The sequence below is a fragment of the Streptomyces sp. NPDC043726 genome (assembly GCF_056436565.1).
Map to the genome: position 1 here is coordinate 208,481 of NZ_JBWKCI010000013.1, position 26,836 is coordinate 235,316.

At 71.4% G+C, this 26,836-nt stretch carries 15 protein-coding genes; 8 read left to right on the top strand and 7 right to left on the bottom strand.

From position 1 onward, the window contains the following. Positions 1-51 precede the first annotated feature (51 nt). Positions 52-1,161, bottom strand: coding sequence for an XdhC family protein (locus AC068Z_RS33365; protein WP_478564200.1), 1,110 nt, complete (start codon positions 1,159-1,161; stop codon positions 52-54). 119 nt (positions 1,162-1,280) lie between these two features. Here AC068Z_RS33365 and ddaH point away from each other — a divergent pair, with 119 nt between their 5' ends. Further along, positions 1,281-2,174, top strand: coding sequence for a dimethylargininase (gene ddaH / locus AC068Z_RS33370; protein WP_478564203.1), 894 nt, complete (start codon positions 1,281-1,283; stop codon positions 2,172-2,174). A 63-nt stretch (positions 2,175-2,237) separates the two neighbouring features. Here ddaH and AC068Z_RS33375 read toward each other — a convergent pair whose 3' ends face one another. The 6 genes from AC068Z_RS33375 to AC068Z_RS33400 form a co-directional block, all read right to left on the bottom strand. Continuing rightward, on the bottom strand, positions 2,238-3,284 hold the full coding sequence (locus tag AC068Z_RS33375) for a zinc-binding alcohol dehydrogenase family protein (RefSeq protein WP_478564206.1): 1,047 nt from the start codon (positions 3,282-3,284) through the stop codon (positions 2,238-2,240). A 170-nt stretch (positions 3,285-3,454) separates the two neighbouring features. Beyond that, a complete protein-coding gene (locus AC068Z_RS33380; protein WP_478564209.1) occupies positions 3,455-4,393 on the bottom strand; it encodes a ketoacyl-ACP synthase III in 939 nt (312 codons plus the stop codon). Then, the gene (locus AC068Z_RS33385; RefSeq protein ID WP_478564212.1) at positions 4,390-4,638 is read right to left on the bottom strand and encodes an acyl carrier protein; all 249 of its coding nucleotides are present in this window, start codon (positions 4,636-4,638) and stop codon (positions 4,390-4,392) included. Before AC068Z_RS33385 ends, AC068Z_RS33380 begins: the two co-directional genes overlap by 4 nt. A gap of 50 nt (positions 4,639-4,688) precedes the next feature. Continuing rightward, positions 4,689-4,937 (bottom strand): biotin/lipoyl-containing protein, encoded by a 249-nt coding sequence (locus AC068Z_RS33390; protein ID WP_478564215.1) that lies wholly within the window; start codon positions 4,935-4,937, stop codon positions 4,689-4,691. Then, positions 4,934-5,914: an alpha-ketoacid dehydrogenase subunit beta gene (locus tag AC068Z_RS33395; protein WP_478564218.1), complete on the bottom strand. Its 981-nt coding sequence runs from the start codon at positions 5,912-5,914 to the stop codon at positions 4,934-4,936. The genes AC068Z_RS33390 and AC068Z_RS33395 overlap by 4 nt, the downstream gene beginning before the upstream one ends. Beyond that, positions 5,914-6,819, bottom strand: a complete 906-nt coding sequence (locus AC068Z_RS33400; protein ID WP_478564221.1) for a thiamine pyrophosphate-dependent dehydrogenase E1 component subunit alpha — start codon at positions 6,817-6,819, stop codon at positions 5,914-5,916. Before AC068Z_RS33400 ends, AC068Z_RS33395 begins: the two co-directional genes overlap by 1 nt. Before the next feature lie 400 nt (positions 6,820-7,219). Between AC068Z_RS33400 and AC068Z_RS33405 the strand changes: the two genes are divergently transcribed. From AC068Z_RS33405 to AC068Z_RS33435, 7 genes are all read left to right on the top strand, one after another. Further along, complete coding sequence (locus AC068Z_RS33405) at positions 7,220-7,435, top strand: MbtH family protein (RefSeq protein ID WP_478564224.1); 216 nt, start codon at positions 7,220-7,222, stop codon at positions 7,433-7,435. A gap of 156 nt (positions 7,436-7,591) precedes the next feature. Then, positions 7,592-8,161 (top strand): LmbU family transcriptional regulator, encoded by a 570-nt coding sequence (locus tag AC068Z_RS33410; protein WP_478564227.1) that lies wholly within the window; start codon positions 7,592-7,594, stop codon positions 8,159-8,161. Positions 8,162-8,196: 35 nt separating this feature from the next. Further along, positions 8,197-9,756 (top strand): amino acid adenylation domain-containing protein, encoded by a 1,560-nt coding sequence (locus AC068Z_RS33415; RefSeq protein ID WP_478564230.1) that lies wholly within the window; start codon positions 8,197-8,199, stop codon positions 9,754-9,756. A 16-nt stretch (positions 9,757-9,772) separates the two neighbouring features. Next, positions 9,773-10,006 carry a phosphopantetheine-binding protein gene (locus AC068Z_RS33420; RefSeq protein WP_478564233.1) on the top strand — a complete coding sequence of 78 codons (234 nt, stop codon included), beginning with the start codon at positions 9,773-9,775 and terminating at the stop codon, positions 10,004-10,006. 9 nt (positions 10,007-10,015) lie between these two features. After that, on the top strand, positions 10,016-11,203 hold the full coding sequence (locus tag AC068Z_RS33425) for an NAD(P)/FAD-dependent oxidoreductase (RefSeq protein WP_478564236.1): 1,188 nt from the start codon (positions 10,016-10,018) through the stop codon (positions 11,201-11,203). 69 nt (positions 11,204-11,272) lie between these two features. Next, complete coding sequence (locus tag AC068Z_RS33430; RefSeq protein ID WP_478564239.1) at positions 11,273-19,054, top strand: amino acid adenylation domain-containing protein; 7,782 nt, start codon at positions 11,273-11,275, stop codon at positions 19,052-19,054. After that, a complete protein-coding gene (locus tag AC068Z_RS33435; RefSeq protein WP_478564242.1) occupies positions 19,051-26,832 on the top strand; it encodes an amino acid adenylation domain-containing protein in 7,782 nt (2,593 codons plus the stop codon). The genes AC068Z_RS33430 and AC068Z_RS33435 overlap by 4 nt, the downstream gene beginning before the upstream one ends. Positions 26,833-26,836 lie beyond the last annotated feature (4 nt).

A 26,836-nucleotide genomic window follows, 5' to 3' on the forward strand; every position in this document is an offset into this window, starting at 1 on the left:
GGACCCACCGTGCCCCGGACCTGCTCGAGGCGCAGTTCCACGAATCCTTCCTCAGCCGACCTCGGGCGGATGGTGGATCGTGCCCTCCGTCACGGTCAGCGGTGCCCCGCTGCCGCCCCAGCGCAGGGCGACGATCTCGGCGGCGACCGACACCGCGACCTCCTCCGGTGTACGGGCCCCCAGGTCGAGTCCCACCGGTGAGCGCAGCCGGGACAGCTCGGCCCCGGTGAGCCCGGCCGCGGCCAGCCGCCGCATCCGGTCGTCGTGGGTCCGGCGGCTGCCCATCGCCCCGATGTACGCGGCGGGTCTGCGCAGCGCCTCCTCCAGCAGCGGCACGTCGAACTTCGGGTCGTGGGTGAGCACGCAGATCACCGTGCGCCCGTCGGTGTCGGTGCCGTTCAGATAGCGGTGCGGCCAGTCCACGACCACCTCCACGCCCGCCGGGAAGCGCTTGGGCGTGGCGAAGACCGGACGGGCGTCGCACACGGTGACCCGGTAGCCGAGGAAGGCGCCGATCCGGGCGACGGCGGCGGCGTAGTCGATCGCGCCGAAGACCAGCATCCGCGGCGGCGGGGCGAAGGAGTGCAGGAAGACGGCGACGGTGTCCTCGCGGCGCTCGCCGTGCGGCCCGTAGTGGCGCAGCTCCGTGACGCCGAGGGCGAGTTCACCCCGGGCGTCGGCGGTCACCGCCGCGTCCAGGCCCGGCTCGCCCAGCGTGCCGAGGACCCGGTCCGGCCAGACCGCGAGGCTCGCCCCGCGCCGCGCGGGTCCGTCGGCCACGGACGCCACGGTGACCGGCTCCCCGGCGGCGACGGACTCCGCGACGGCGCCGAAGGCCGGATCCGACTCGGGCGTGACGGCCCGCACCAGCAGCGTGATCTCGCCGCCGCAGGTCAGTCCCACCGCGAACGCGTCCTCGTCGCTGTACCCGAAGGTCTCCAGGCGGGCCTCGCCGCTCGCCACCACCTCCTGGGCCAGCGCGAACACCGCCCCCTCGACGCACCCGCCCGACACACTCCCCACCACCTCGTCGCCCGGCCCCACGGCCATCGCGGCCCCCGGATCGCGCGGCGCGCTGCGACTCGTCGCGACGACCGTGGCGAGCCCGAAGGGCGCGGCGGCCGCGTACCAGCCGCCCAGAACAGGCAGTACGTCACGCATCCTCGGCTCCTCTCACCGCCGCGAGGCCAGTTTCGCAGCTCCGAGAGTATGTTTACCCACTGAACAAAGTGTGATTATCCCGCTGCCTGAGATTTGCACGGGTATTCCGCACGATCCTTATGGGCAGTATTTCGGCGCAATATGCGGACTGTCCTGTCACCAGGACGGCAGGGGATGACCAAGAGAAGGAGATTCGAGTGGAGAAGCGGCAGGCTCGTTCGCGGCATTACCTCATGTGCGAGCCGACATTCTTCGAGGTCACGTACTCGATAAATCCGTGGATGAATCCGTCGCGCCCCACTTCCACGGCACTGGGACTCGCCCAGTGGAAGACGCTGCACGACCTGCTGGTCGACCTGGGGCACACCGTCGAGCTGATCGAACCCGTCGCCGGGCTGCCGGACATGGTGTACTCCGCCAACGGTGCGACGGTCGTGGACGGCCGTGCCCTGGTCGCTCGCTTTCGGTACGAGCAGCGCGTGGAGGAGTCGCCGGCGTACCTGGAGTGGTTCCGGACGCGCGGGTGGGAAGCCCGGCAGGCCGAATTCGTCAACGAGGGCGAGGGTGATTTCCTGTGCGCGGGCGACGTCATCCTCGCGGGCAGTGGTTTCCGCAGCGAGCCCGACGCGCACCACGAGGCGGCGCGGTTCTTCGGGAAGCCGGTACTCGGTCTGACGCTGGTCGACGACCGGTATTACCACCTCGATACGGCGCTCGCGGTGCTCGACGAGAAAGAAATCATGTACCACCCCGAGGCGTTCTCTCCGGAAAGCAGGGCGCTGCTCGCGGAGCGTTTCCCGGACGCCATTGTCGCGGACGCGTCCGACGCGGCGGTATTCGGTCTCAACGCCGTGTCCGACGGCCTTCACGTCCTCGTCGCGCAACAGGCCCAGCGGCTCCCCGGCCAGCTCCGGGAGCGCGGATTCCAGCCCATCGGCGTCGACATGACAGAACTGCTCAAGGGCGGCGGCGGTGCCAAGTGCTGCACCCTGGAACTCCGCGAGCGCTCCTGAAGCGGCCGGCCCCGATGCCGGTGCGGGCCTCGGGGCCGGCCCCTTGCCGCCGGCTGCCGCGGGTCAGAGTGGGTTCACGCGGTACAGCGGGAAGTACGAGCCGATCCTGTCGTTCGCGTAGTCGTCGGCCAGCCGGGGCACCTCGTCGAACTCGTAGATCACGTCGGATCCCTTCGGCGCTATCCAGCCCTCGCCATCCATGAAGTCACGGATGCCGGGCGAGTCCGGCATCCGCCAGACATGGGTGTTCACATGGATGTGCCGGCTGATGGACTCGGCTCCCCGCAGATGCGACACCCGCATCCCCGCCTTCCAGCCGCACGTGGTGACGACGCCCTCGCGGCCCAGCGCCGCGAGGGTGACGTCGTACAGGGGCTCGCCGATGTTGTCCACGAAGATCGAGGCCCCGTGGCCGTCGCTGAGGTCGGCGACGAGGTCCAGGAAAGCTGCGACCGACGTCCGGCGCCGCCGGCTCCGCTCCCGGTCCGCGCGTTCGCGCCGGCCCGGCAGGGAGAGGTCGGGGAACCGTCGGCGGTCGACCGGGGTGATGCCGTGCTCCCGCAGGAGGGCGAGCCGCTCGTCCGAGCCCGCCGTCATCGCCACCCGGAACCCCGCCCGCCGGGCGAGCAGCAGCTCGGCGAAGGCCACGCCGCCGCCCCACCCGAACACCAGGTGGCCGGCCGGATCGTCGTCGGCCACCTGGGTCCGCCAGCAGCCGTACGCCTTCTGCCAGTTGTCCCAGGCGGTGAAGTAGCGGCCGTACGCGGCCCACTGGGCCAGCGAGTGCGCGGTGCCGTCCGGGACCGGCAGGAGCAGGCGCGCGTCCATCTTGGTCCGCCTGGCCAGCAGCCCTATGGTGCCGGGGCAGTCGTAGGCATAGGCGAGTTCGGCGTAGTCGTAGCGGTCGCGCTTGCCGAACGGCATGAGCAGGCACAGGTCGCCTTCCCGGACCGGCAGGTCCCGGCCGCCCCGGCGCACGTCGAGCACCCGAACGACGCCCAGGTTACCCAGGACCACCGAGTCCTCGCCCCGGCTGCTGCACACGTCGATCGGTGAACGGGTCAGCGCGTGGTCCATGTTGGCCTCCCAGGAGCCCAGGATCGGCTCCACCAGCGCCTCGCCCTCCTCCAGCGGGCCGAAGGAGAACCGGTCGCGGCGCAGCGCCCCGCCGGGGCCGCCTCGATGGGAGCCGGCCGTCGCGCCGGAGGGCAGAACCCAGGCTTCTGGTGTGTGGATGACAACCTCCTGTGATCGATGACGTCCCCTGGTTCACCGCGCGCTCAGGGCAGCGGGACGGCAGTCAGCCGGTAGTCCACCGCGACCCCGCCCCACGCCTCGCCGGCGCCGTAGGCCACGGCCCCGAGCCGGCCCGTCGCGGGCAGCGCCCCGGCGTCCAGTTCCGCCGCGAACGCCAGCGGGATCGAGGCGGACGATGTGTTGCCGGAGTTCTCGATCCGGTTCACGAAGGGCACGTCGAGGTGGGCACTGAAGCTGCGGACCTGTTCCAGGATGCGGCTGTTGGCCTGGTGGCCGACCAGGGCGGTCGGGGCGGGGCCGTGGTCGAAGAGGAACTGCGCCGATTCGGACATACGACGCACGGCACGGTCGTACACCTGCATCCCGTCGAGAGCGATGCCGCCCGCCTCGGTCTCCCGCATGAGCGCCTCCTGGGAGCCGTCGCAGCCGGCCACGTGGCAAGAGCCCCTGAAGTCCGCCTGGTTCTCCAGGAGGACGGCCGCGGAGCCATCGCCGAAGAGGCAAGCCGTTTGCCGGTCCGTGCGGTCCACCATCCGGGACATGGCCTCCACCGAGCACACCAGAACCGACCGCGCCTGCCCGGCGTCGCAGAGCGAGAGCCCGGTGACCAGGCCGTAGACGAAGCCGCAGCAGGCCGCGTTCATGTCGAGGGCCATCACCGAGGGCCCCAGCCCCGCGAGTTGGGCCACCTTCTGCGCGACACCGGGTATGCGCTGCCGTACCGAGGTGCTGACGACGATCAGGGCGTCGATCGCGGAAGGCTCGCGCGTCCTGGTCACGATCGGCGCACAGGCCTCCGCCGCCACCTCCGCCAGCGGGGTCTCGTCCGGCAGCCAGGCGCGGGACCCGATGCCGCTGCGGCGCCGGATCCACTCGTCGGTGAGCCCGATCGACGCGAACTGGTGGTTGTCGATCCGCCGGCCCGGCTTCGCGGTGGCGATGTCGACGATGCCCGCGCTCATCCCCGGCTCGCCAGCTTCACGAAGTAGGCGGCGAACTCGTCGAGGAAGGCGAACCCCGCGGTCTCCTTGAGATCGCCCTTGACCTGGAGCTCGCGCTCCAACCGCTGGTGCAGCTCGACCAGGTCGAGCGAGTCGAGGTCGAGCTCGCCGACCGGCCGGGCGAGGTCCTCAGGGCCCAACGACGGGTCGCGCTCGCGCAGTTTGGCCAGCATGGTGTCCGCGATACGGCTTTCGATGTCGCTCATGTTCCCTCTCCGTTCGGTTGACCGGCTTGTCGGATCCCGGGGCGCGGGGACTACTCGGCCGCCAACCGGTACAGCAGCTCACCGGACTTGAGGACTGTGCCGGCCGTGGCGCAGTGGACCGCGACTCTGCCGTCGCGCTCCGCCACGATCTCGGTGCTGGCCTTGTCGGTCTCGACGACCGCCACGGCGTCCCCCCGCTCCAGCCGGTCACCGACACCGGCGACCCACTCGATCAGCAGGGCCTCGCCCAGGCCGTGCCCGAAGTCGGGGACGCGCATGTCCACGAGGGAATCGCTCACTTCGTCATCACCAGCACCTCGTCCTTGATCTCCTGCACACCGACCAGGTAGTCCTTCTCGAAGTCCGCCGGGGGATAGGCACGGCGGGCCGGCGCCAGCCTGCGGACCGGACCGCGGAGTGCGGCAAAGCCCTGCTCGGCCACCGACGCGGCGATCTCGGCACCGATGCCGACGTCCTTCGACCCCTCGTGCACGACGAGCAGCCGCCCGGTGCGGCGGACGGACTCCAGCACCGTCGCCATGTCGACCGGGGCCACCCAGCGCAGATCCACGACCTCGACGTCCACCTCGGGGGCGAGCGTGTGTGCCGCCTCCAGCACCTCGTGGGTGATCGCGCCGTACGTGACGACCGTCAGCTCGGTGCCCCGCCGCACCACCCGGGCCGCCGTCGGCGACCTCGCCGGCTCGGGATCCCGGGCGGCCGTGTCGCGCCGCCAGTACAGGCGGATCGGCTCGTACATCACCACCGGTGAACCGAGTGCCACCGCGTACCGCAGGATCTGGTCGGCGTCCTCGCCCGTGGAGGGACACGCCACCGAGATCCCCGGGAAGCGGGCGAACAGCGCCTCGTTGGACTCGCTGTGGTGCTCGACGCCCCGGAATCCGCCGCCCGTCGGGATCCGCACCACCAGGCTCGGGCTCACCTGCCCGTTCCACCGGCCGCCGATCCGGGCCGCCTGGGTCACCAGCTGGTTCACCGCGAGCAAGGTGAACCCGTCGAACTGGATCTCGCACACCGGTACCAGGCCGCTCATCGCCATGCCGACGGCCTGGCCGACGATCGTGGACTCGGCCAGCAGCGAGTCGCGCACCCGGTCCGCACCGAAGCGGTCCCGAAGACCCCGGGTCACCCGGAAGACGCCGCCGAGGCGTCCGATGTCCTCGCCGAGCAGCAGCAGTCTCGGATCCTGTGCGAGCAGGTCGGCGAGGGTCGCGTTGATCGATTCCGCCAGACAGGCGGAGCGTACGGTACCCATCACGCGTACTCCTTGACCAACCGCTCGCGCAGTTCCCGTACTTCGGCGTCCACGTCGGCGAGCCACCGCGCGTCCACCACCCCCGTGCCGCTCAGCCGTGTTGCATAGGCGGTCACCGGGTCCGCGGCCCTGGTACGGGCGATGTCCTCGGCGCTGCGGTACACCTCCTGGGCGTCGGAGCCGCTGTGCCCGTGGAAGCGGCCAGCCTGTATCTCGACGAGGTACGGCGCCCGCCGCCCGCGGACATGAGCGGTGGCCCGGGAGCACGCCGAGAACACCGCCTCCGGATCCTGGCCCGCGATCCGCGCGGACTCGATCCCGAAACCCCGGGCGCGTTCGGCCACCGAGGTGCGCATCTGCTCCTCGGCCGGCTTGGAGATGGCCCAGCCGTTGTTCTGGCAGACGAACAGCACCGCCGCCGACTCGACGGCGGCGAGGTTCATCGCCTCGGACATGTCTCCCTCGCTCGTGGCACCGTCGCCTATGTACACCACGACGAAGTCCTCCAGCGCTTGCAGCCGCTGCCCGATCGAGTAGCCGACGGCGTGCAGTGTCTGCGCGGCGAGGACCAGCGTGTAGGGGAAGAAGCGCAGCCCGCGCGGGTCCCAGCCGCAGAACGTGCGGCCGGCCCACTGCGCGAGCAGCTCGTCCGGCCCCACGCCCCGCAGCAGCGCGACCGCGTGCTCGCGGTAACTGGGGAAGACGGTCGCGGCCGGGCCCGCCGCGAGCGCGGAGCCGACCTGCGCGGCCTCCTGGCCCTGGCACGACAGCCAGAGGTCGAGCGCGCCCTGCTTCTGCAGCCGGCGCGCCTCCTCGTCGATGCCTCGCGCCACCAGCATGTGGCGCAGCAGCGACCGCCGTGTGTCGTCGTCGGGTTCTGTCGCGTACTCGGATTCTGACTTCAAGGCCATTGATCACCAGTCGCAGGTTCGTCGATGAGCTTTCTGTCGCCTTGCAATTGGCTGCGCGCGCTCTCGATCGCATCGGCGCCAGGAGATTGGGTGAACCCGAATTCGAGCGGGCCCATTCACGGGCCACCGCCCGGTCATGGTGGCACACAACCCCGGAGGGATACAGGTTCGGACGGGCGAGAAGGAGTGCGCCGATTCTGCTGCCCTTGCGGCATTGACGGGCGCGTCTTACGGTCCCGTACCGTGACAGCGGCATCCCCGACGAGTGCGGATGCCGGGTGTCCCGTCGACAGGACAACGCCGCCGGTGAACTCGCCCGGCACCGGCGATTTCCTCTCCCGAACCACCCTGTTTTCCCATCCCGAGTCACCCCGTGACCGTAAGGACGGTGGCAGTGAGCACGAACCCCTTCGACGACGAGAACGGCCGCTTCTACGTCGTGGTCAACGACGAGGAGCAGCATTCCCTGTGGCCGGTGTTCGCCGAGGTGCCCGGAGGCTGGCGCGTGGTCTTCGGCGAGGCGGCCAGGGCCGAATGCCTGGACTACGTCGAGCGGAACTGGACCGATCTGCGCCCGAAGAGCCTGCGGGAGGCCATGGCGGCGGACTGAACACCGGCCGGGCCAGCGAAAGGAGCTGAGGCGGATGAAGGTTGTGGGGGACATGCGGTGACGACCGCGAGCAGTCACGAAGTGGGATCGGAGGGTCCTGGCGGTGGGGCGGCGCAGCGCGATGTCGTGCTTCCGTTCGTCGGAAACCAGGCGACGGTGCGGACGACGGGAATGGCCTTCCCGCCGGATCTGTCGCAGCGGTCCTGGGAGCGGATCGGGGCCAGTCTGCGGGAATTCACGAATTCCTCGGCGTGGTGGCTGGCCGACTGGCTGATCTTCGGAGAATCCACCTACGGGCTGCGGCGCTACCGCGAGGCGATCGACCGGACCGGGCTCGACTACCAGACGCTGCGCAACTACGCCTGGGTGGCCCGGCGGTTCGAGCCCCACCGCCGGCGGGCCGGTCTCAGCTTTGCCCACCATGCCGAGGTGACCCGCCTGTCGCCGCCGGAGCAGGACTACTGGCTGCGCAACGCGGAACAGCGCAAGTGGTCGCGCAACGAACTCCGCAGGGCGGTCCGCGCCGGTCTGGCCGAGCAGCGGCAGGCACCCCGGCCGGCCGAGCCGGCGGGCGTCGACAAGGGGCGGCAAGAGGTCACCACGCTCACCATCGAGCTGTCCGCCGGACAACTGGACTACTACTCGAAAGCGGCCGCCGCGCACGGTCTTCCCGTCGACCAGTGGGTGACCCGGGTGCTCGACGCGGCCGACCGGCGCATCGCTTAGCGGCGCTCGAACACCCGTCACATCGGAGTCGGTTGATGATCCTCCAGGGAAAACGGGTCCCCCTGCCCTCGGTGCCCGTCGTCCACCATCGGTTCGAGGCGCACGCGCAAGCCACCCCCGACGCCGTCGCCGTGTGCTGCGCCGGGCAGCGGCTGACGTACGCGCAACTCGACGCGCGGGCCAACCGGTTCGCGCACTTCCTGACGGCGCGCGGACACGGCCGGGGCGCGAAGATCGGGGTCTGCCTCGACTACTCGTCCGACATGCTCGTCGCGATCCTCGGCACGCTGAAGGCCGGCGCCGCCTACGTGCCGTTCGACCCGTCCTACCCCGCGCAAAGGCTCCGGCTGCTGCTGGGCCAGGTGCCCGACCTCGCCCTGATCGTGGCCTCGCCGGCGACGGCCGCGCTGGTCGAGTCGGCGGCCGTCGAGGTCGTCGACCCGCGGTGGCCGGCCGAGCACCTCGAAGGACTCCCGGTGACCCGTCCTGACGTCCGGGTCACCGGGGACGACGTGTGCTACGCGGTCTTCACCTCCGGGTCGACCGGCACGCCGAAGGTGACCGCGGTGCGGCACGAGGGCTGGTTCAACCTGCTGAACTGGCTGACGCTCGAATACGGCCTGCACGCCGGCTCGCACAACCTGGTCGTCAGCGCCTTCGGGTTCGACCTCTCGCAGCGCAGCCTGATGCTGCCGCTGTTCTGCGGTGCCACCCAGTACCTGATGGCGAGCCGGAACTTCGACGCCGCGATGGCCTACCGCATGCTGAACCAGCACGACATACGCGTGGTGAACTGCGCCTCCAGCACCCTGTACGTGCTGGTGGACTGGGAGCGAGCGCGGGGTGGCGACGCCCTCACCCGGCTCGACTACATGCTGTTCGGCGGTGAGCCGCTGCATGCCGAACGGCTCCTGGACTGGGCCCGGCAGGAGGGGAACACCTGCACCCTCCTGCACCAGTACGGCGTCGCCGAGTGCACGGACGTGGCGACCTCGTTCGACCTCGCCGACTACCGGCCCGGCGACCACGACATCCCCCCGGTCGGCAGGCCCGCCCACAACACCGACATCCACCTCCTCGACGAGGGGATGCGCGAGGTCGCGGCGGGGGAGTACGGCGAGATCTGCATCTCCGGGACCAGTGTCGGAGCGGGATACCTCGGCGGCACAGCGCCCGAGTCCGCGCGCTTCACGACGGTCGAGGTCGACGGCGAGCCCAGGCGGCTGTACCGCACGGGAGACCGCGGCCGCGTGAACGAGGAGGGGGACCTCGTCGTCGCGGGCCGGATGGACGCGCAGGTCAAGGTGCGCGGCATGCGCATCGACCCGGCGGACGTCGAACGCGCGCTGGGCAGGCTGGCCGGGGTCCGGCAGGCCGCCGTGGTGGTGGACCGCACCGCGTCGGGCGAGACCGAGCTGGTCGCGTTCATCGAGCCGGCCGGCGACGACCTCGCCGAGAACGACGTGCGCGCCCGGCTCCTCGAGACACTTCCGCGGAACATGGTCCCGGCCCGATTCCTCAATATCCCACGCATTCCGCTCAGCCCGCACGGGAAAGCGGACCGGGCAGCGCTGTCCGCGGAATTCCTTGATTAACAGCGAGAGGGCTGTGATGATTGCCGACAGCGTACGCACCATTTGGTGCCGGGAACTCCAACGCGATGACATATCGGTCGACGACGATTTTTTCGCCCTGGGCGGCCACTCCCTGATCATGGCCAAAATACAGGGGGATTTCATCGAGGAACTGGGTGTCGAGGTTCCGATGGACCAGATGTTCCTCAACCCGACAGTGGCGTCGATTTCCGCGTACATCGAATCCCTGGGCACGGTAACCCAAAAGTAAGAGAGGGCCATGTACGACGTAGTTGTCATAGGCGCCCGTTGTGCCGGCTCGCCGGCGGCCATGCTGTTCGCCCGGCAGGGGTACCGCGTCCTGCTCCTGGAGAAGGCGCGGTTCCCGCAGGACACACTGTCCTCGCACTACATCCACCAGCCGGGGGTGGCGCTGCTCGAGCGGTGGGGGCTGCTGCAGGAACTCCGCGCGGCGGGCTGTCAGCCGATCGACCACCAGAGCTTCGAGGCGCCGGGCGTCCGCCTGGACGGCTTCTCCCTGCCCGTCGACGGCCAGCGGACCACGTACGCGCCCAGGCGGTTCGTGCTCGACCCGATCCTCGCGGCCGGTGCCGTGGCGTCCGGGGTGGACTTCCGGGAGGGCTGCGCGGTCCACGACCTGCTGTACGAGGACGACCGGGTCGTCGGCGTGCGGTACACGACGCCCGGTGGCGCCGAGGCGACGGAACGGGCGCGCCTGGTCGTGGGCGCGGACGGCATGCGATCGCTGGTGGCCCGCAAGGTCGGCGCCCCGTACGTGATCGAGCACCCGCGGATGACATGCACCTACTACACCTACTGGGCCGGGGTCCCCGCGCACTTCGAGCTGTACGAGAGGCCGGGGCGCTGGATCGGTGTCATCCCCACCAACGCCGACCTGAAGCTGATCATGGCCTACTTCCCGCAGAGTGAGTTCGCCGAGGTCCGCACCGCGGTGGAACCCGCCTTCCTCGAAGCCGTGCGCACGACCGCCCCCGAGTTGTACGAGCGGATGTCGGCGGGCAGCCGGGTGGAGCAGCTGTACGGCACCGGGCACCAGGAGAACTACTTCCGCAAGGCCTACGGGCCCGGCTGGGTGCTCCTCGGCGACGCCGTGCACCACAAGGACTCCATCACCGCCCGCGGCATCACCGACGCCTTCATGCAGGCACGGTCGCTCACCGAGCACATCGGGGACGGACTGCACGACGACGCCGCGCTGAACGCGGCGCTGAAGCGCTACGAGAACGAACTGACCGACGTCTTCCTCAACTTCTACCAGGGCGCGCTCAACGTGGCCGAGCTCAAGCCCCAGGGCCAGGTCGAGATGCTGCGGAGTCTGGTCGGTCACCAAGAGCTGATCGACCGGTACTTCTCCACGCTGTCGGGCGCGATCTCCTTCGACGACTTCTACAACGACCAGCTCCTGGCGGTTCTCGACCAGAGCTGAGTGGCGGATGGCTCCCTCGCAGCTCCTTCGTAGTGCTGCCTCGTGGTTCAGCCGATTTGGAGACAGAGAATGATCCCGTTGTCGTTCGCACAGCGCCGGCTGTGGTTCGTGGACCGGTTCGAAGGCCCGTCGGCGACCTACAACGCCGCTTTCGCCCTGCGGATGACCGGTGAACTGGGCGTGTCCGAAATGGAGTCGGCACTCCGCGACGTCGTCGACCGGCACGAGGTCCTGCGCACGGTGATCGTCGAGGACGAAGCCGGCGTCCCGCACCAGCAGGTGCTCCCGTCCGGCCAGAAGCCGATCGGCCTGCCGCTGGTCGCACTCACGGAGGAGGAACGGGGGGCGGCCGTCCAGGAGTTGGCCACAGCGCCCTTCGACCTGGCAGCCGACGTGCCGATCCGCGCCACGCTGCTGCGGTGCGGACCGCGGGAGCACACCCTGGTGCTGGTGGTGCACCACATCGCCGTGGACGGGGAGTCCCTGGGGCTTCTGCTGCGCGATCTCGTCGTCGCGTACACGGCCCGCAGGTCGGGTGGCCCTCCGGCGTGGGAGCCGCTCCCGGTGCAGTACGCGGACTACACGCTGTGGCAGCAGGACGTACTCGGCGACGAGTCCGATCCGGGCAGCCTGGCCGCCGGACAACTGGCCTACTGGCGCGAGGCCTTGGCGGATCTGGCGCAGCCCCTGGCCATGCCGACGGACCGCCCGCGCCCTCGGGCGATGAGCCACCGCGGGCGCCTGGTCCCCCTCTCGATCGACGCCAATCTGTTCGGGGCCGTGGAGAAACTGGCCGCGCAACAGGACACCACGGTGTCGATGATCATGCACTCCGCACTTGCGGTGCTCCTGCACCACCTCGGATGCGGAGACGACGTGCCCCTCGGCGCGCCCATCGCGGGGCGAACCGACGAGGACCTGCGCGACCTCGTCGGGTTCTTCGCCAACACCTGGGTGCTGCGCGTGGACCTCTCCGGGAACCCGACCTTCCGCCGACTGCTGCAGCGGGTGCGGGAGAGGTCCCTGGCCGCGTACGACAACCAGGACATGCCGTTCGAGCGGCTGGTGGAGCTGCTCAACCCGGACCGGTCCACCGCCTACCACCCGTTCTTTCAGGTGATGCTCGCCTGGCAGGAGCCGCTGGGGGAGCCGGCACTGCCCGGCCTCGACGTCCAGGCCGAGGAAATCGACACCGGGACGGCCAAGTTCGACCTGTTCTTCAACATGGTCCCGAACGGTGGCGGCGGGGCGAGCGGATACGTGGAGTACGCCACCGACCTGTTCGACAGGGAGACCGTCGAGAGCCTCGCGGACCGGTTCGTCCGCGTCCTCGGCCGGCTCGTGGCCGGCCCGGAGCGCACGATCGGCGAGATCGACGTGCTCGACGAGGCCGAACGCGTCCGGCTGCTCACCGAGTTCAACGGCCACAGCACAGCGGTGTCCGGGCTGACGGTCCCGGAGCTGTTCGAGAACCAGGTGGCCAGAACGCCGGACGCCACGGCGATCGTGTGCGACGAGCGGACGCTGACGTACCGGGAACTCGACGACCGGGCGAACGCCGTCGCCTGGGAACTGATACGGCGCGGAGCCGGCCCCGACGACCTCGTGGTGCTGGCGCTGCCGCGCAGCGAGGACCTGGTGGCCGGTCTGCTCGGCATCCTCAAGTCCGGTGCCGGGTACCTGCCGATGGACCCGCAGTACCTCGGCGGCCGGGCGGAGAGCGTGCTGTCCGAGGCGGCTCCGCGTTTCGCGGTCACCGACACCGCGACCTGGCGGGAGTTGCCCCCCAACGACGTCTTCGCCGTCCGACTCGACCACCGCGCGGCGTGGGACCCGCCGTCGGGGGCACCGGCCGACGCGGACCGGATCGCGCCGCTGGATCCGGACCACCTGGCCTACGTGATGTACACCTCGGGCTCCACCGGCAAGCCGAAGGGCGCCGCGATCACCCACCGCAACGTCGTCAACGGCGTGCAGGAGCTGGTGCGCGTACTGGACGCGCCGCCCGGGTGGCGGATGCTCAGCGGCACCTCGGTGAACTTCGACGTCTCGGTGTTCGAGCTGCTGACCACCCTGACCACCGGCGGCACGGCCGAGGTGGTACCGAACCTGCTGGCGCTCGGGGAGCGGGACTCCTGGGAAGGCGACGTGATCAGCGGGGTTCCCTCCGTGCTCGGAGAACTGATCGGTGACCTGGACAAGGCCCCCGGCATCCGCTCCGTCGTCCTCGCCGGTGACGTGCTCCCGGCCCGGCTGGTGCGGCAGGTGCGCGAGGCGCTGCCCGGCGTGCAGATCGTGAACGGCTACGGCCAGAGCGAGAGCTTCTACGCCACCTCGTTCGCCCTCGCGGGGAACGAGGAATGGACGGAGAGCGAGGTCGCGCCCATAGGAACCCCGCTCGGCAACATGCGCGCCTATGTGCTGGGTCCGGGACTCGCCCCGGTGCCGCAGGGCGTGGTCGGCGAGCTGTACGTGGCGGGTGTCTGCCTGGGCCGCGGCTACCACGGCCGCGCGGGCCTGACCGCCGAGCGGTACGTGGCCGACCCGTTCGGCCCCGTGGGCGAGCGGATGTACCGCACCGGTGACCTGGCCCGCTGGAACGCGCGCGGCCGGCTGGAGTGCGTCGGCCGCAGCGACGGTCAGGTCAAGGTGCGCGGCTTCCGCATCGAGACGGCCGAGGTCGAGGCCGTGTGCGCGCAGCACCCCGGGATCAGCGAGGCGGTGGTGATCAGCCGGGAGGCGCCCGCGGGCGGGCGGCGGCTCGTCGCGTACGTGGTGCACACCGGCGAGGGCGCCGTCGGCGACGACGGCGCCGGCGGCATCGGGGACGTCGACCTCCAGTCCGGTGCCTCGGCCGCCGAACTGCGCAGGTTCGTCGCGGCACGGCTGCCCGACTACATGGTGCCCTCCGCGTTCGTGGTGCTCGGCCGGCTGCCGCTCGGGCCGACCGGCAAACTGGACCGCTCGGCGCTGCCCGAACCGGAGTTCGGCGGCGAGACCTACCAGGAGCCGCGCACCGGGACAGAGGCGATCATCGCCGCGTCGTACGCGGATGTGCTCGGCGTGGAGCGGGTCGGCGTCGACGACGACTTCTTCGCCGTGGGCGGGGACAGCCTGCGCTCGATCCAGGTGGTGGCCCGAGCCCGGGCCCGGGGCCTGGAGCTCACCACGCGCGAGATCTTCGAATGCCGTACGGCGGCCCGGCTGGCCGAGGTGGCCACCGCTCGCGGGGACCGGACGCCCGCGCCCGCCGAGGACGAGGACGGTGGCGTCGGCCCGATGCCGCTGCAGCCGGTGGCACGGCAGGTGTTCGAGCACGGCGGCGGGATGAACCGGTTCGCGATGGCGCTGGCGCTGGAGCTGCCCGCGGGGATCGACGCGGCCGGACTGGCCGCGACACTCGACGCCGTGCTCGACCGGCACGACCTGCTGCGCGCACGGCTCGTGCGGGGCGACGAACTCTCCCTCGACGTCCGCCCGGCGGGCACCGTGCGGGCCGCGGACCTGATCCACCGGGTTCCCTGCGACGGCCGTTGGGAGGAGCCGGCCTCGCTCCGGGCGGCCGAGGCGGAGCTGGACGACGCGGTCGGGCGGCTCGACCCGGAAGCCGGGACCATGGCCGACTTCGTCTGGTTCGACGCGGAGCCGGGCACGGGTCGGCTGCTCTTGGTGCTGCACCACCTGGTGGTGGACGGCGTTTCCTGGCGGATCCTCATGGCGGACCTCGCCGAGGCCTGGCAACAGGTCCGCTCCGGCCGTACGCCACAGCTGCCCGCGGTCGGCACCTCGGCCCGGCGGTGGGTCTCGGCGCTGCGCGACGAGGCGTTCGCACCGGAACGGGAAGCGGAACTGACGTACTGGCTGGACCTGCTCGAAGGCCCCAACCCCCCACTGGGAACAAGAGCGTTCGACCCGGCGGTGGACGTGATGTCCACGGTCGACAGCGTGCGGGTACGGCTGCCCGCCGAGGTCACCGAGGCGGTCCTGACCCGGCTTCCCGCGGCTTTCCGGGGCACCGGGACCGACGTGCTGCTGGCCGCGTTCGCGCTGGCGGTGAACCGGTGGAGCGGCGCGGACCGCTCGACCCTGGTCCGGATGGAGGGACACGGCCGCGAGGAGGACGTCGTCCCCGGCGCCGATCTCTCCCGCACCGTCGGGTGGTTCACCAGCATGTACCCGGCCCGGATCGACGTACGCGGGGTGGACCTGGACGACGTGCTCGCGGGCGGCCCCGCGGTCGCGAAGGCGGTCAAGCTCGTCAAGGAGCAACTGCGCGCGGCCCCGGACAAGGGTCTCGGCTTCGGCATGCTGCGCCACCTCAACCCGGAGACCGCAGCACAGCTCGCGGAGTGCCCGGTGCCGCAGCTCGGGTTCAACTACATAGGCCGGATCTCCGACGCCGACGTGCCCGAAGAGCTGCGCGCCGACGGATGGGGCCCGGCGTCCTGGTCCGCCGAGCTGGTCCCGCTGCCCGACCCGGATCTGCCCGCGCTGTCGGCGCTTGAGGTCAACGCGGTCGCCACGGACGCCGCCGACGGCACCCGCCTGCAGGCGGCCTTCGTGTTCCCCACCGGGGTGCTGTGCCGCGAGCGGGCCGCCGAACTGGCCGACCTGTGGGCCGAAGTACTGCACGGCATGGCCGTGTACGCCGCCCGGCCGGAGGTCGGCGGCCTGACCCCCTCCGACGCCCTCCTAGTCCCGGTGCGCCAGGACGAGATCGAGGCCTGGGAGGCACGCTACGGCCGACTGGCCGAGGTGTGGCCGCAGGCCCCGGGACAGTCCGGGATCCTGTTCCAGGCCGCGCTCGCCGACGGCTCCTTCGACGTCTACCACATGCAGTTCGTGCTCCACCTGTCCGGTCAGGTGGACCCGGAGCGCATGCGCTCGGCCGGACAGGCGCTGCTCGACCGCTATCCGAACCTGCGCTCCGCCTTCGTCGCCTCGGCAGGCGGCGACCCGGTGCAGCTCGTGCCGGAGCATGTCGCCCTTCCGTGGCGGCACATCGTCCTGACCGACCGGAGCGAGGCCGAGCAGGAAGCGGCGCTCGACCGGTTCCTCGCCGAGGACCGGTCCGACCAACTCGACCCCACCCGGCCGCCGCTGCTCCGCCTGGCGCTGATCACCACAGGGCCGCGGCACGCGAAGCTCGTGATCACGGCCCACCACGCCCTCTTCGACGGCTGGTCGTCACCGTCGGTGATCATGGATCTGATCCGGCTCTACGCGGGGACGCGCCGGCTTCCCCCGGTCCGCGGCTACGGCGACTACCTGGCCTGGCTCGCCACCCGGGACCGGGCCGCGTCGGCCGCGCGCTGGGCCGCCGAGCTGGCCGGCTTCGAGCAGCCGACCCTCGTGGCCCCGAACACCGCACTCCAGGAGCCCGCGTCCGCCGTCGGTCGGGTGGAGGTGCCCCTGTCGATCGACAAGGGCCGTGAACTCGCCCGGCGCGCCGCCGAACTCGGGATCACGCTCAACACCCTCCTCCAGGGCGCCTGGGCGATCCTGCTCTCCAAGCTGACCGGGCAGCGGGACGTGGTGTTCGGGGCCGCCGTCAACGGGCGCCCGGCGGACCTGCCCGGCTCGGACGAGATGGTCGGCCTGTTCATCAACACCCTGCCGGTCAGGGTGCTGTGCCCGCCTGACCACACCGTGGCCGACGTCGTCACCGAACTCCAGCAACGGCAGACCCGCCTGCTCGACCACAACCACTACGGCCTTGCCGACATCCAGCGCGAGGTGGGGCTGCCCACCCTGTTCGACACGATCGTCGTGTTCCAGTCCTACCCGATCGACCGCGAGGGCATGGTCGACGCGAACATCGCGGCGGGGTTCACGATCGACGGCATACGGCCGTTCGCGGGCTCGCACTACCCGCTCACCCTCAACGCCTCCGACCCCTACCTGCGGCTCTCCCTCGACTACCAGAACAACCTCTTCGACCGTGGCTCGGCGGAGGCGGTCGCGGCGCGGCTGGTGCGGGTGCTGGAGCAGGTGCTCGCCGATCCGCGGTCGCCGGTCGGCGACATCGAGGTGTTGGCGCCGGACGAGCGCGAGCGGCTGCTGCGCCAGGTCAACGACACCGCGCACGCGGTGGCCGAGGACACCCTGCCGGACGCCTTCGAGGTCCAGGTCGAGCGGAGTCCGGACGCGATCGCGGTGATCGGTGAGGACGAGACGCTGACCTACGCGGAGTTCAACCGGCGGGCCAACCAGCTTGCGCACTGGCTGCTCGAACAGGGCGCCGGGCCCGAGCGGATCGTCGCGGTGCGCATCCCGCGCTCGGTCGCGATGGTGGTGGCGATCCACGCGGTGGTCAAGGCGGGCGCGGCCTATCTGCCGATCGACCCCGAGTTGCCCGAGGAACGGGTGCGGCAACTGCTGGACGGGGCGAAGCCGCTGCTGGTGCTGGAGGCCGGCCTGCCGGACGTATCGGAGTACGCGCAGGCCAACCCCGAGCGGGACCTGTCGCCGGACCATGCCGCTTACGTCATCTACACCTCCGGATCCACGGGCGGCCCCAAGGGAGTGCAGGTCGCCCACTGCTCGATCATGAATCGGCTGAGGTGGGGGCTGGCGCACTTCGACGTCACGGCCGAGGACCGCGTGCTGCTGAGCACGACGGCCAGTTTCGACGTGTCGGTGCCGGAGCTGTTCGCTCCGCTGCACGCGGGCGCCGCCGTCGTGGTCGCCCGCCCGGACGGACGCCGGGATCCCGCCTACCTGGCCGAGTTGATCCGACGGGAGCGGGTGACCGGCGCGGACTTCGTGCCCTCGCTGCTGGAGGCGTTCCTCGCCGAGCCCGCCGCCGCGCAGTGCACCAGCCTGCGCTGGATCGAGGTCGCGGGCGAGGCGTTCCCGGCCGCGCTGGCCAACAGGACCGCCGAACTGCTGCCGGGGTGCGGGGTGTTCAACCTGTACGGGCCCACCGAGGCGTCGGTGGAGGTCACCGGATGGCGGCATCTGCCCGGCGCGGACAAGGTGCCGATCGGCACCCCGATCTGGAACACGCAGATCTACGTGCTGGACGCGGCGCTGCGCCCGGTCGCGCCCGGGGTCACCGGTGAGCTCTACCTGGCCGGTGCCGGACTGGCCCGCGGCTACCTCGGACAGACCGCGCTGACCGCGCACCGGTTCGTCGCCTGCCCCTACGGGCCGCCCGGCACCCGGATGTACCGCACCGGGGACGCCGTGCGGTGGAACCACGACGGCCAGGTCGAGTACCTCGGCCGCACCGACTTCCAGGTCAAACTCCGCGGCTTCCGCATCGAACTGGCCGAAGTGGAAGCGGCGTTGACCGCGCACCCGGACGTGGCCGGCGCGGTGGCCGTCGTACGGGAGGACCGCGCAGGCGACCAGCGGCTGGTCGCGTACGTCGTACCGCGCGAGGGGGCGGACCCGGCCGGGGCAGACGCCGTGACCCTGACGGAACTGCTGTGCAGCCGGCTGCCGGAGTACATGGTGCCCTCGGTGATCGTTCCGATCGCCGGATTCCCCACCACATCGAGCGGCAAGCTCGACCGGGCCGCGCTCCCCGCGCCCGGCCACATCGAGGCCGCGACCGGACGCGGACCGCGCGACCACAAAGAGGAAGTCCTCTGCCGGCTGTTCGCCGAGCTGCTCGGCGTGGAGCGGATCGGCATCGATGTCGACTTCTTCAGTCACGGCGGACATTCGCTGCTGGCCACCAGGCTGATCGGCCGCATCCGCAGCGAGCTCGACGTCGACGTGAAAGTCACCACGGTGTTCCGCAATCCGACCGTCGCCCAGCTGGCGGCGCGGCTCGACGAGCCGGCCAAGTCGAAACGCCGCCCTCAGCTGCGCCAGATGACCGTTCAGGAGAAGCGTCGATGATCCCGTTGTCCTTCGCCCAGACCCGGCTGTGGTTCCTCTACCGCCTGGAAGGACCGTCCCCCACCTACAACATCCCCTTCGTGCTGCGCCTGGAGGGGGAACTGGACACCGCGGCCCTGATCGCCGCGGCGCGGGACGTCGGGACCCGGCACGAGAGCCTGCGCACCCTGATGGTGGAGAACGCGGACGGCACGCCGGAACAGCGGGTGCTGCCGCCGCAGGAGGCGGCCTTCCGGTTCCAGGTGGTCGACGTGGCCGCGGACGCGGTGGACCACGCGATTCAGGAGATCGCGAGCGAGGGCTTCGCCCTCGACACGGAGCTTCCCTTCCGGGCGACCGTGCTGCGGGTCTCCCCGCAGGAGCACGTGCTGGTGTGCGTGTTCCACCACATCGCCGCCGACGGGGCGTCGATGGCGCCGTTCCTCCGCGACCTGGTGACGGCGTACACGGCTCGTCGGCAGGCAAACGCGCCGGAGTGGCAACCCCTTCCGGTGCAGTACCGGGACTACACCCTGTGGCAGCGGCAGCTGCTCGGCGACGAAGCGGATCCGGAGAGCATCTCCGCCGAACAACTCGATTACTGGCGAGAGGAGTTGGCGGGAGCCCCGCAGCCGGTGCAGCTGCCGCTGGACCGGCCGCGGCCGACGGCCGCCGACCACCGCGGCGGAGACGTCCCGTTCGAGCTGGAGCCCGAGCTGCTCTCGGGGCTCCAGAAGCTCGCCGTGGACCGAGGCGCGACGCCTCCGATGGTCGCCCAGGCCGCGCTCGCGGTGCTGATGCATCACCTCGGCGCGGGCGACGACCTGACGATCGGCAGCCCGATCGAGGGGCGCGCCGACGAGCAACTCGACGATCTGATCGGCTTCTTCGCCAACACCTGGGTGCTGCGAGCCGATCTGTCGCGCAACCCGTCCTTCGGCGAGCTGCTGGATCAGGTGCGGGACAAGGCGCTGGCCGCGTACGACAACCAGGACGTGCCGTTCGAGCGCCTGGTGGGGCTGCTCAACCCGGAGCGCTCCACCTCCTACTCACCGCTGTTCCAGGTGATGCTGGCCTGGCAGTTCGGCTGGTCGGGGATCGAGATGCCCGGTCTGCGGGTCACCCCGGTCGCGACGGGCACCGACACCGCGAAGTTCGACCTCTTCTTCAACATCATCCCGGACCTGTCGTCCGGGCGGGCGTACGGGCGGCTGGAGTACGCGACGGAGCTGTTCGACCACGCCACGGCCGTGAGCTTCGCCGACCGCTATGTGCGGGTGCTGCGGCAGGTCGTCGCCGATCCCGGCGTACGGCTGGGCGGGGTGGACGTGCTTGCCGACGCCGAGCGGGACTGGCTGACGGCACTCAACGAGACCGCGGCACCAGTGCCGCGGCTGACCCTGCCGGAACTCGTCACCGCCCAGGCGCGCCAGAACCCGGACGCGACCGCTGTGGTGTGTGGGCGGACCGAGCTGTCGTACGCGCAGTTGGAGGCCCGCGCGGGCCGACTGGCCGCGCTGTTGCGCGAGCGCGGGGTCGGGCCGGACAAGGTGGTGGCCGTCGCGTTGCCGCGGTCGGCGGACCTCGTGGTCGCTCAGCTCGGTGTGCTCAAGGCCGGCGGCGCGTACCTGCCGATCGATCCCGACCATCCCACCGCGCGCGTCGACCTCCTGCTGACCTCGGCCGAGCCGGTGCTGGTGCTGACCGACCGAGGGACGGCGGCGGCCCTGCCGGAGTGCCGGCCACCGGTGCTCCACCTCGACGATCTGCGCCTCGACGCACCCGGCGGCGCGGCCCCCGACCTCCTCATCAGACCGGACAACCTGGCGTACGTGATGTACACCTCCGGTTCCACGGGCAAGCCCAAGGGCGTCGCCATGACCCACGCCACCGTCGTCAACGGCGTGTGGCACTCGCGGGCCATGGCAGGGCTCGAACCGGGATCCCGGATGCTCGCCGCGACCTCGGTGAACTTCGACGTCTCCGTCTTCGAGACGTTCACCGCCCTCGCCGCAGGCGCGAGCGTCGAGATCGTCCGTGACGTGCTCGAACTCGCCGAACGCGACCGCTGGTCGGGCACCACCGTCTGCGCCGTGCCCGCGGTGTTCACCGCCCTGCTCGGCCCCATCCTCGCCAGGGAACCGGGCGCCCTCGACCTCGAACTGCGGACCGCGATCCTCGGCGGCGACCCGCTCACCGCCGACGTGGTCCGCCAGGTGCACCGGGCCTTCCCGGACGTCCGCGTCGTCCACGCCTACGGACAGACCGAGAGCTTCTACGTCACCAGCCACCCCGTCCCGCAGGAGTCGGCCGAAACCGGCGTGACCCCGATCGGACGACCGCTCCCCAACATGCACACCTACGTCCTGGGGCCGGAACTGACGCCGGTCCCGCCCGGCGTGATCGGGGAGGTGTACGTGGCCGGCGGACTCGCCCGCGGCTACTACCGGGGCGGCGCGGCGACCGCGGAGCGGTTCGTCGCCAGCCCGTTCGGTCCCCCCGGCGCACGGATGTACCGCACCGGCGACCTGGCCCGGTGGGACCGGGACGGCCGGCTGAACTACGAGGGACGGGCCGACAGCCAGGTCAAGGTGAACGGCATCCGGGTCGAGCCGACCGAGATCGAGATCGTCCTCGCCCGGCATCCCTCGGTCGGCCAGGCGGTGGTCACCGCGTGGCTGGACCACACCGGCACCACACGGCTCGTCGGCTACGTGGCGCCGCCGGAGGGGACCGCGGACGAGGACATCGTCCGGCAGGGCGCTGTGTCGGTGGCCGAGCTGCGGCGGTTCGCCGCCCAGCGGCTGCCGGACTACATGGTCCCCGCCCAACTCCTCGTCCTCGACCGGCTGCCGCGGACCGTGACCGGGAAGCTGGACCGCGCCGCGCTGCCCGAGCCGGAGTTCGGGCGCACCGAGTACCGGGCGCCGCGCGGCGGGACGGAGCGGGTGCTGGCCGAGGTGTACGCCGATGTGCTCGACGCCGGGCCGGTGGGTGTCGACGACGACTTCTTCGCCAGTGGCGGGGACAGCATCCGGTCCATCCAGGTGGTCGCGCGGGCCAAGGCGCGCGGTGTGGTGGTCAGTACGCGGGAGGTCTTCGAGCAGCGCACGGTCGCCCGGCTCGCGGAACTGGTCGAAGGCCGGTCGCACGAGGAGCCTTTGGGGCTGGCCGAGCTGCCGGGCGGCGGGGTGGGCTGGGCTCCGCTGCCCCCGACGGCGGCGCACGTGCTCGCCTCCGGCGGCGGTCTGCGCCGCTTCTGCATGTCGGCGATGCTGACCCTGCCGCAGGACATCGACCGTGCGGGACTGGTCGCGACCCTGCAGGCCGTCCTGGACCGGCACGACGGCTTGCGCTCCCGGCTTGACCGGGAGCGGCCGGGCCTGCTGATCGGGCCCGTCGGCAGCGTCGACGCGGGCGGGCTGGTGCGGGAAGTCCGCCACGGCGACACCGACGCACAGGCCGAGCTGGACGCGGCCGCGGACCGCCTCGATCCCGACGCGGGGGTGATGGCGCAGTTCGTGTGGTTCACCTCCGACGCGGAGGCGGACCGGCTGCTGATCGTGCTGCACCACCTCGTCATGGACGGGGTGTCGTGGCGGATCCTGGTACCGGACCTGGTCTCGGCCTGGAAACGGGTCCGCGACGGCCTGCTCCCGCAACCGGCGGGAGGGGGGACGTCGTTGCGGCGGTGGACGCACGCCCTGACCGAGGAGGCGGCCGCCCCCGAGCGGGTGGCGGAGCTTCCGCTCTGGCAGGAGATCCTCGCCGGGGACGAACCCCTGCTGGGTGCACGGGAGCTGGACCCGGCGCGTGATGTCGCGGCCACCGTGGACACGGTCCGCGTCACGGTGCCCGCCGACGTGACGGATGCCCTGCTGAACACGGTGCCCACAGTGTTCCGCGGCGGTGCCGACGACGGCCTCCTGGCCGCACTCGCCCTGGCCGTGACCCGCTGGCGCGAGACGCGAGGCCTGCCCGAGTCCTCGACGCTGGTCCGACTGGAGGGCCACGGCCGCGAAGAGCACGTGGTGCCCGGCGCCGACCTGTCGGGCACGATCGGCTGGTTCACCGCCATGTACCCGGTGCGCCTCGACCTGACCGGCATCGACGTGGCGGACGCCCTCGACGGCGGGCCGGCCGCCGGGAAGGCGATCAAGGCCGTCAAGGAGCGGCTGCGGACGGTACCCGACCACGGCATCGGCTTCGGCCTGCTGCGCCACCTCAACCCCGGCACCGCCGCCGCGCTGGCCGAGGCGCGCGAGCCGCAGATCGGCTTCAACTACCTCGGCAGAGCCTCCGGCGCTGACATCCCGGAGGACCTGCGCGGCCTCGGCTGGACCCCGGACAGCGCGTACCAGGACCTGATCCCGGCGCCGGACGCCGACATGCCGGTGCCGTCGGCTCTGGAGATCAACGCGCTCGCCACCGCCACCCCCGACGGCGAGCAACTGACCGCCCACTTCGGCTTCCCCGCCGGTGTGCTCTCCCGCGAGGACGTCACCGAGCTGGCCGCCCTCTGGGTCCGGGCACTGACCGCCCTGGCCCGGCACGCCGTCACCCCCGAGGCCGGCGGACTGACCCCGACCGACGCGCCCCTGGTCGGCGTGGACCAGAACGAGATAGAGGCCTGGGAAGCACGCTTCGGCAGACTGGCCCGGGTATGGCCCACGACCCCGGCCCAGTCCGGGATCCTGTTCCACACCCTGCTCGCCGAGGCATCGTCGTACGACCCCTACCACGTTCAGCTGGTGTTCCAGCTGTCCCGCGACGTCGACCCCGCGCGGCTGCGCCGGGCCGGGCAGGCGCTGTTGGACCGCTACCCCAGCCTGCGCGCCGCGTTCGTCAACCGGGCGGACGGCGATGCCGTCCAGGTCGTCCCGGAGTCGGCGACCCTGCCGTGGCGGTACCTCGACCTGACCGGTGCCCCCGAGGCGGAACGCACCGAGGCCTTCGAGCGGTTTCTCGCCCAGGACAGGGCCGCTCACTTCGACGCGGGCACCCCGCCCCTGATCCGGCTGGCGCTCGTCGCCGTCGAACCCGGCAGGCCCGAACTCGTCCTGACCGCCCACCACACGCTCTTCGACGGCTGGTCCACGCCCCTGCTGATGCGGGACCTGCTGTTGCTCTACGCCTCCGACGGCGACCCGGCGCCGCTGCCCGCCCTGCGCGACTACGAGGACTTCCTCACCTGGCTCGACCGCCAGGACCACGAGGCGTCCGCGGGCGTGTGGGCGGCCGAGCTCGACGGGATCGAAACACCGACCCTGCTCGCTCCCGACGCCGCGCCCACGGACGCCGAGAGCCGTGACCAGGTCGACATCACGCTTCCGGCCGACGAGGCGAGCGCACTGCGCCGACTGGCCGCGGATCTCGGCATCACCGCCAACACCCTGATCCAGGGTGCCTGGGCGCTGCTGCTCGGCCGGCTCACCGGCAGCCAGGACGTCGTCTTCGGCGCCACCGTCTCCGGGCGTCCACCCGCGGTGCCGGACGTCGAGTCGATGGTCGGGATGTTCATCAACACCGTTCCGGTACGGGTGAGTTACGCGCCCGGCGACACCGTCGCCGAGATCCTCACCCGGCTGCAGAGCCGGCAGGCCGCTCTCGCGGAGCACTACTACTGCGGGCTCTCGCAGATCCAGCAGTCCGTCGGCCTCCAGACCCTCTTCGACACGCTGGTCGTCTTCGAGTCGTACCCCATCGACCGGGAGGGCCTCAGCGCGGCCGGGGAGGCCGCGGACGGGATCACCTTCACCGGCTTCCGGCCCTCGGCGGGCAACCACTATCCGCTGTGCCTGGCGGCAGCGGTCGACCCGGCCCTCGAACTCGTCCTCCAGTACACGCCCGAGGTCCACGACCGGGCCACGGTCGAGAAGCACGCGGCCCGTCTGGTCCGCATCCTTCGGCAGATCGCGACCACCCCGGAGCTGACGGTCGCTCAGCTCGACATCCTGGAGCCGGCCGAACGCGACTGGCTGCTCGGCGAGTTCGACGAACCGTCCACCAAGGACGCGGGCACCACGATCACCGGGCGCGTCGAGGTGCAGGTGGCGGGCACTCCGCACGCCCTCGCCGTGGTCGCCGGGCGAGAGTCGCTCACCTACGCCCAACTGGACGCCCGCGCCGAGCGGCTCGCCGCCGAGCTGGCCCGGCACGGAGTGGGGCCGGAGACCGTGGTGTGCCTGGTCCTGCCGCGCACCGCGACCGCGGCAGTGGCCCTCCTCGGTGTGCTCAAGGCGGGCGGTGCCTATCTCCCGGTGGACCCCGCGTTCGCCGCTGCCCGCCTCCCGCACATCCTCCCCGGTGCCCGGCCGCACCTGGTGCTGGCCGACACCGACACCCGCGGCCTCGTGCCCGCCACGGACATCCCCGTCCTCGTCCTTGGCGACCTCGACCTCGACGCCCCGGCCGAGGCGGCCCAGGAGGGCACGCAATCCGGGGCACGGCCCCAGGCGGGACCCGACAACCTCGCGTACGTCGTCTACACGTCCGGCTCGACCGGGGTGCCCAAGGGCGTGAGCGTCACCCATGCCACCGTCGTCAACGCCGTGGACGCCCTGGTCGCGCACGCAGGCATGGAGTCCGGACGGCGGGTGCTGCTCGCCGCGTCGTTCGGCTTCGACGTCGCCACCTTCGAACTGTTCTCCGCGCTCACCACCGGCGGCAGCGTCGAGATCGTGCGCGACGTGCTGGAACTGGCGGAACGCGACAACTGGGACGTCGACGTCATCTGCTCGGTGCCGTCGGCCTTCGCCGAACTCGTCGACCAGCTCGGCGACCGCATCCGGCCCACCGCGCTGAACATCTCCGGCGAAGTGCTGACCCCGGCCCTCGCGCAGCGGGTGCGCGCACTTTGGCCGAAGGCTCGCGTCATCAACAGCTACGGCCCCAGCGAGACCTTCTACGCCACCGCCCACCTCCTGGACCCCGACGAGCCGTACACCGGCGGTGTCCCCATCGGCCGTCCGTTCCCCGGAGTCCGCGGTTACATCCTCGGACCCGGCCTGGATCTGCTTCCCCCGGGCACGCCGGGCGAGCTCTATCTGGCCGGAGCCGGACGCGGCTACCAGGGCCAGCCCGGCATGACCGCCGACCGGTTCGTCCCCGATCCCTACGGGGCCCCCGGCTCCCGCATGTACCGCACCGGCGACCTCGCGAGCCTCACCGCCGAGGGCGAGCTGCGGCACCTGGGGCGCATCGACGCCCAGGTCAAGATCCGTGGCTACCGCGTCGAACCCGGAGAGGTCGAAGCCGCCCTGACGGCCCATCCCCACATCGCCCAGGCCGCCGTGGTGACCCGGCACTCCGGCACCACCGGCTACCTGGCCGCGTACCTCGTCCCGGCGCCCGGCGAGAGCGCCCCCGACGCGGCCGTCCTGCGTACCCACCTGGCGGAGCGGCTGCCCGACTACATGATCCCGTCCGTGTGCATACCGCTCGACCGGCTGCCCCTGTCCGCCAACGGCAAGCTCGACCACAAGGCCCTGCCCGCCCCCGACCTCACCCCCGCCACGCCCTTCCGGGCGCCCAAAAGCCCTCGCGAGGAGGCACTGGCCAGGCTGTTCGCCGAGGTGCTCGGCGTCGAGCGGGTCGGTGTCGACGACGGCTTCTTCGCCCTCGGCGGGCACTCCCTGCTCGCCACCCGGCTGATCACCCGCGCTCGCGCCGAGCTGGGCATCGAGATACCCATCCGCAAGATCTTCGACCTGCCGACGGTGGCCGAACTCGCCGCGTGGTCTCAGGAGTCGGCTGTTCCCCTTCGCCCCAGTCTGCGCAAGATGCTCGTAGAGGAGTGAGTCC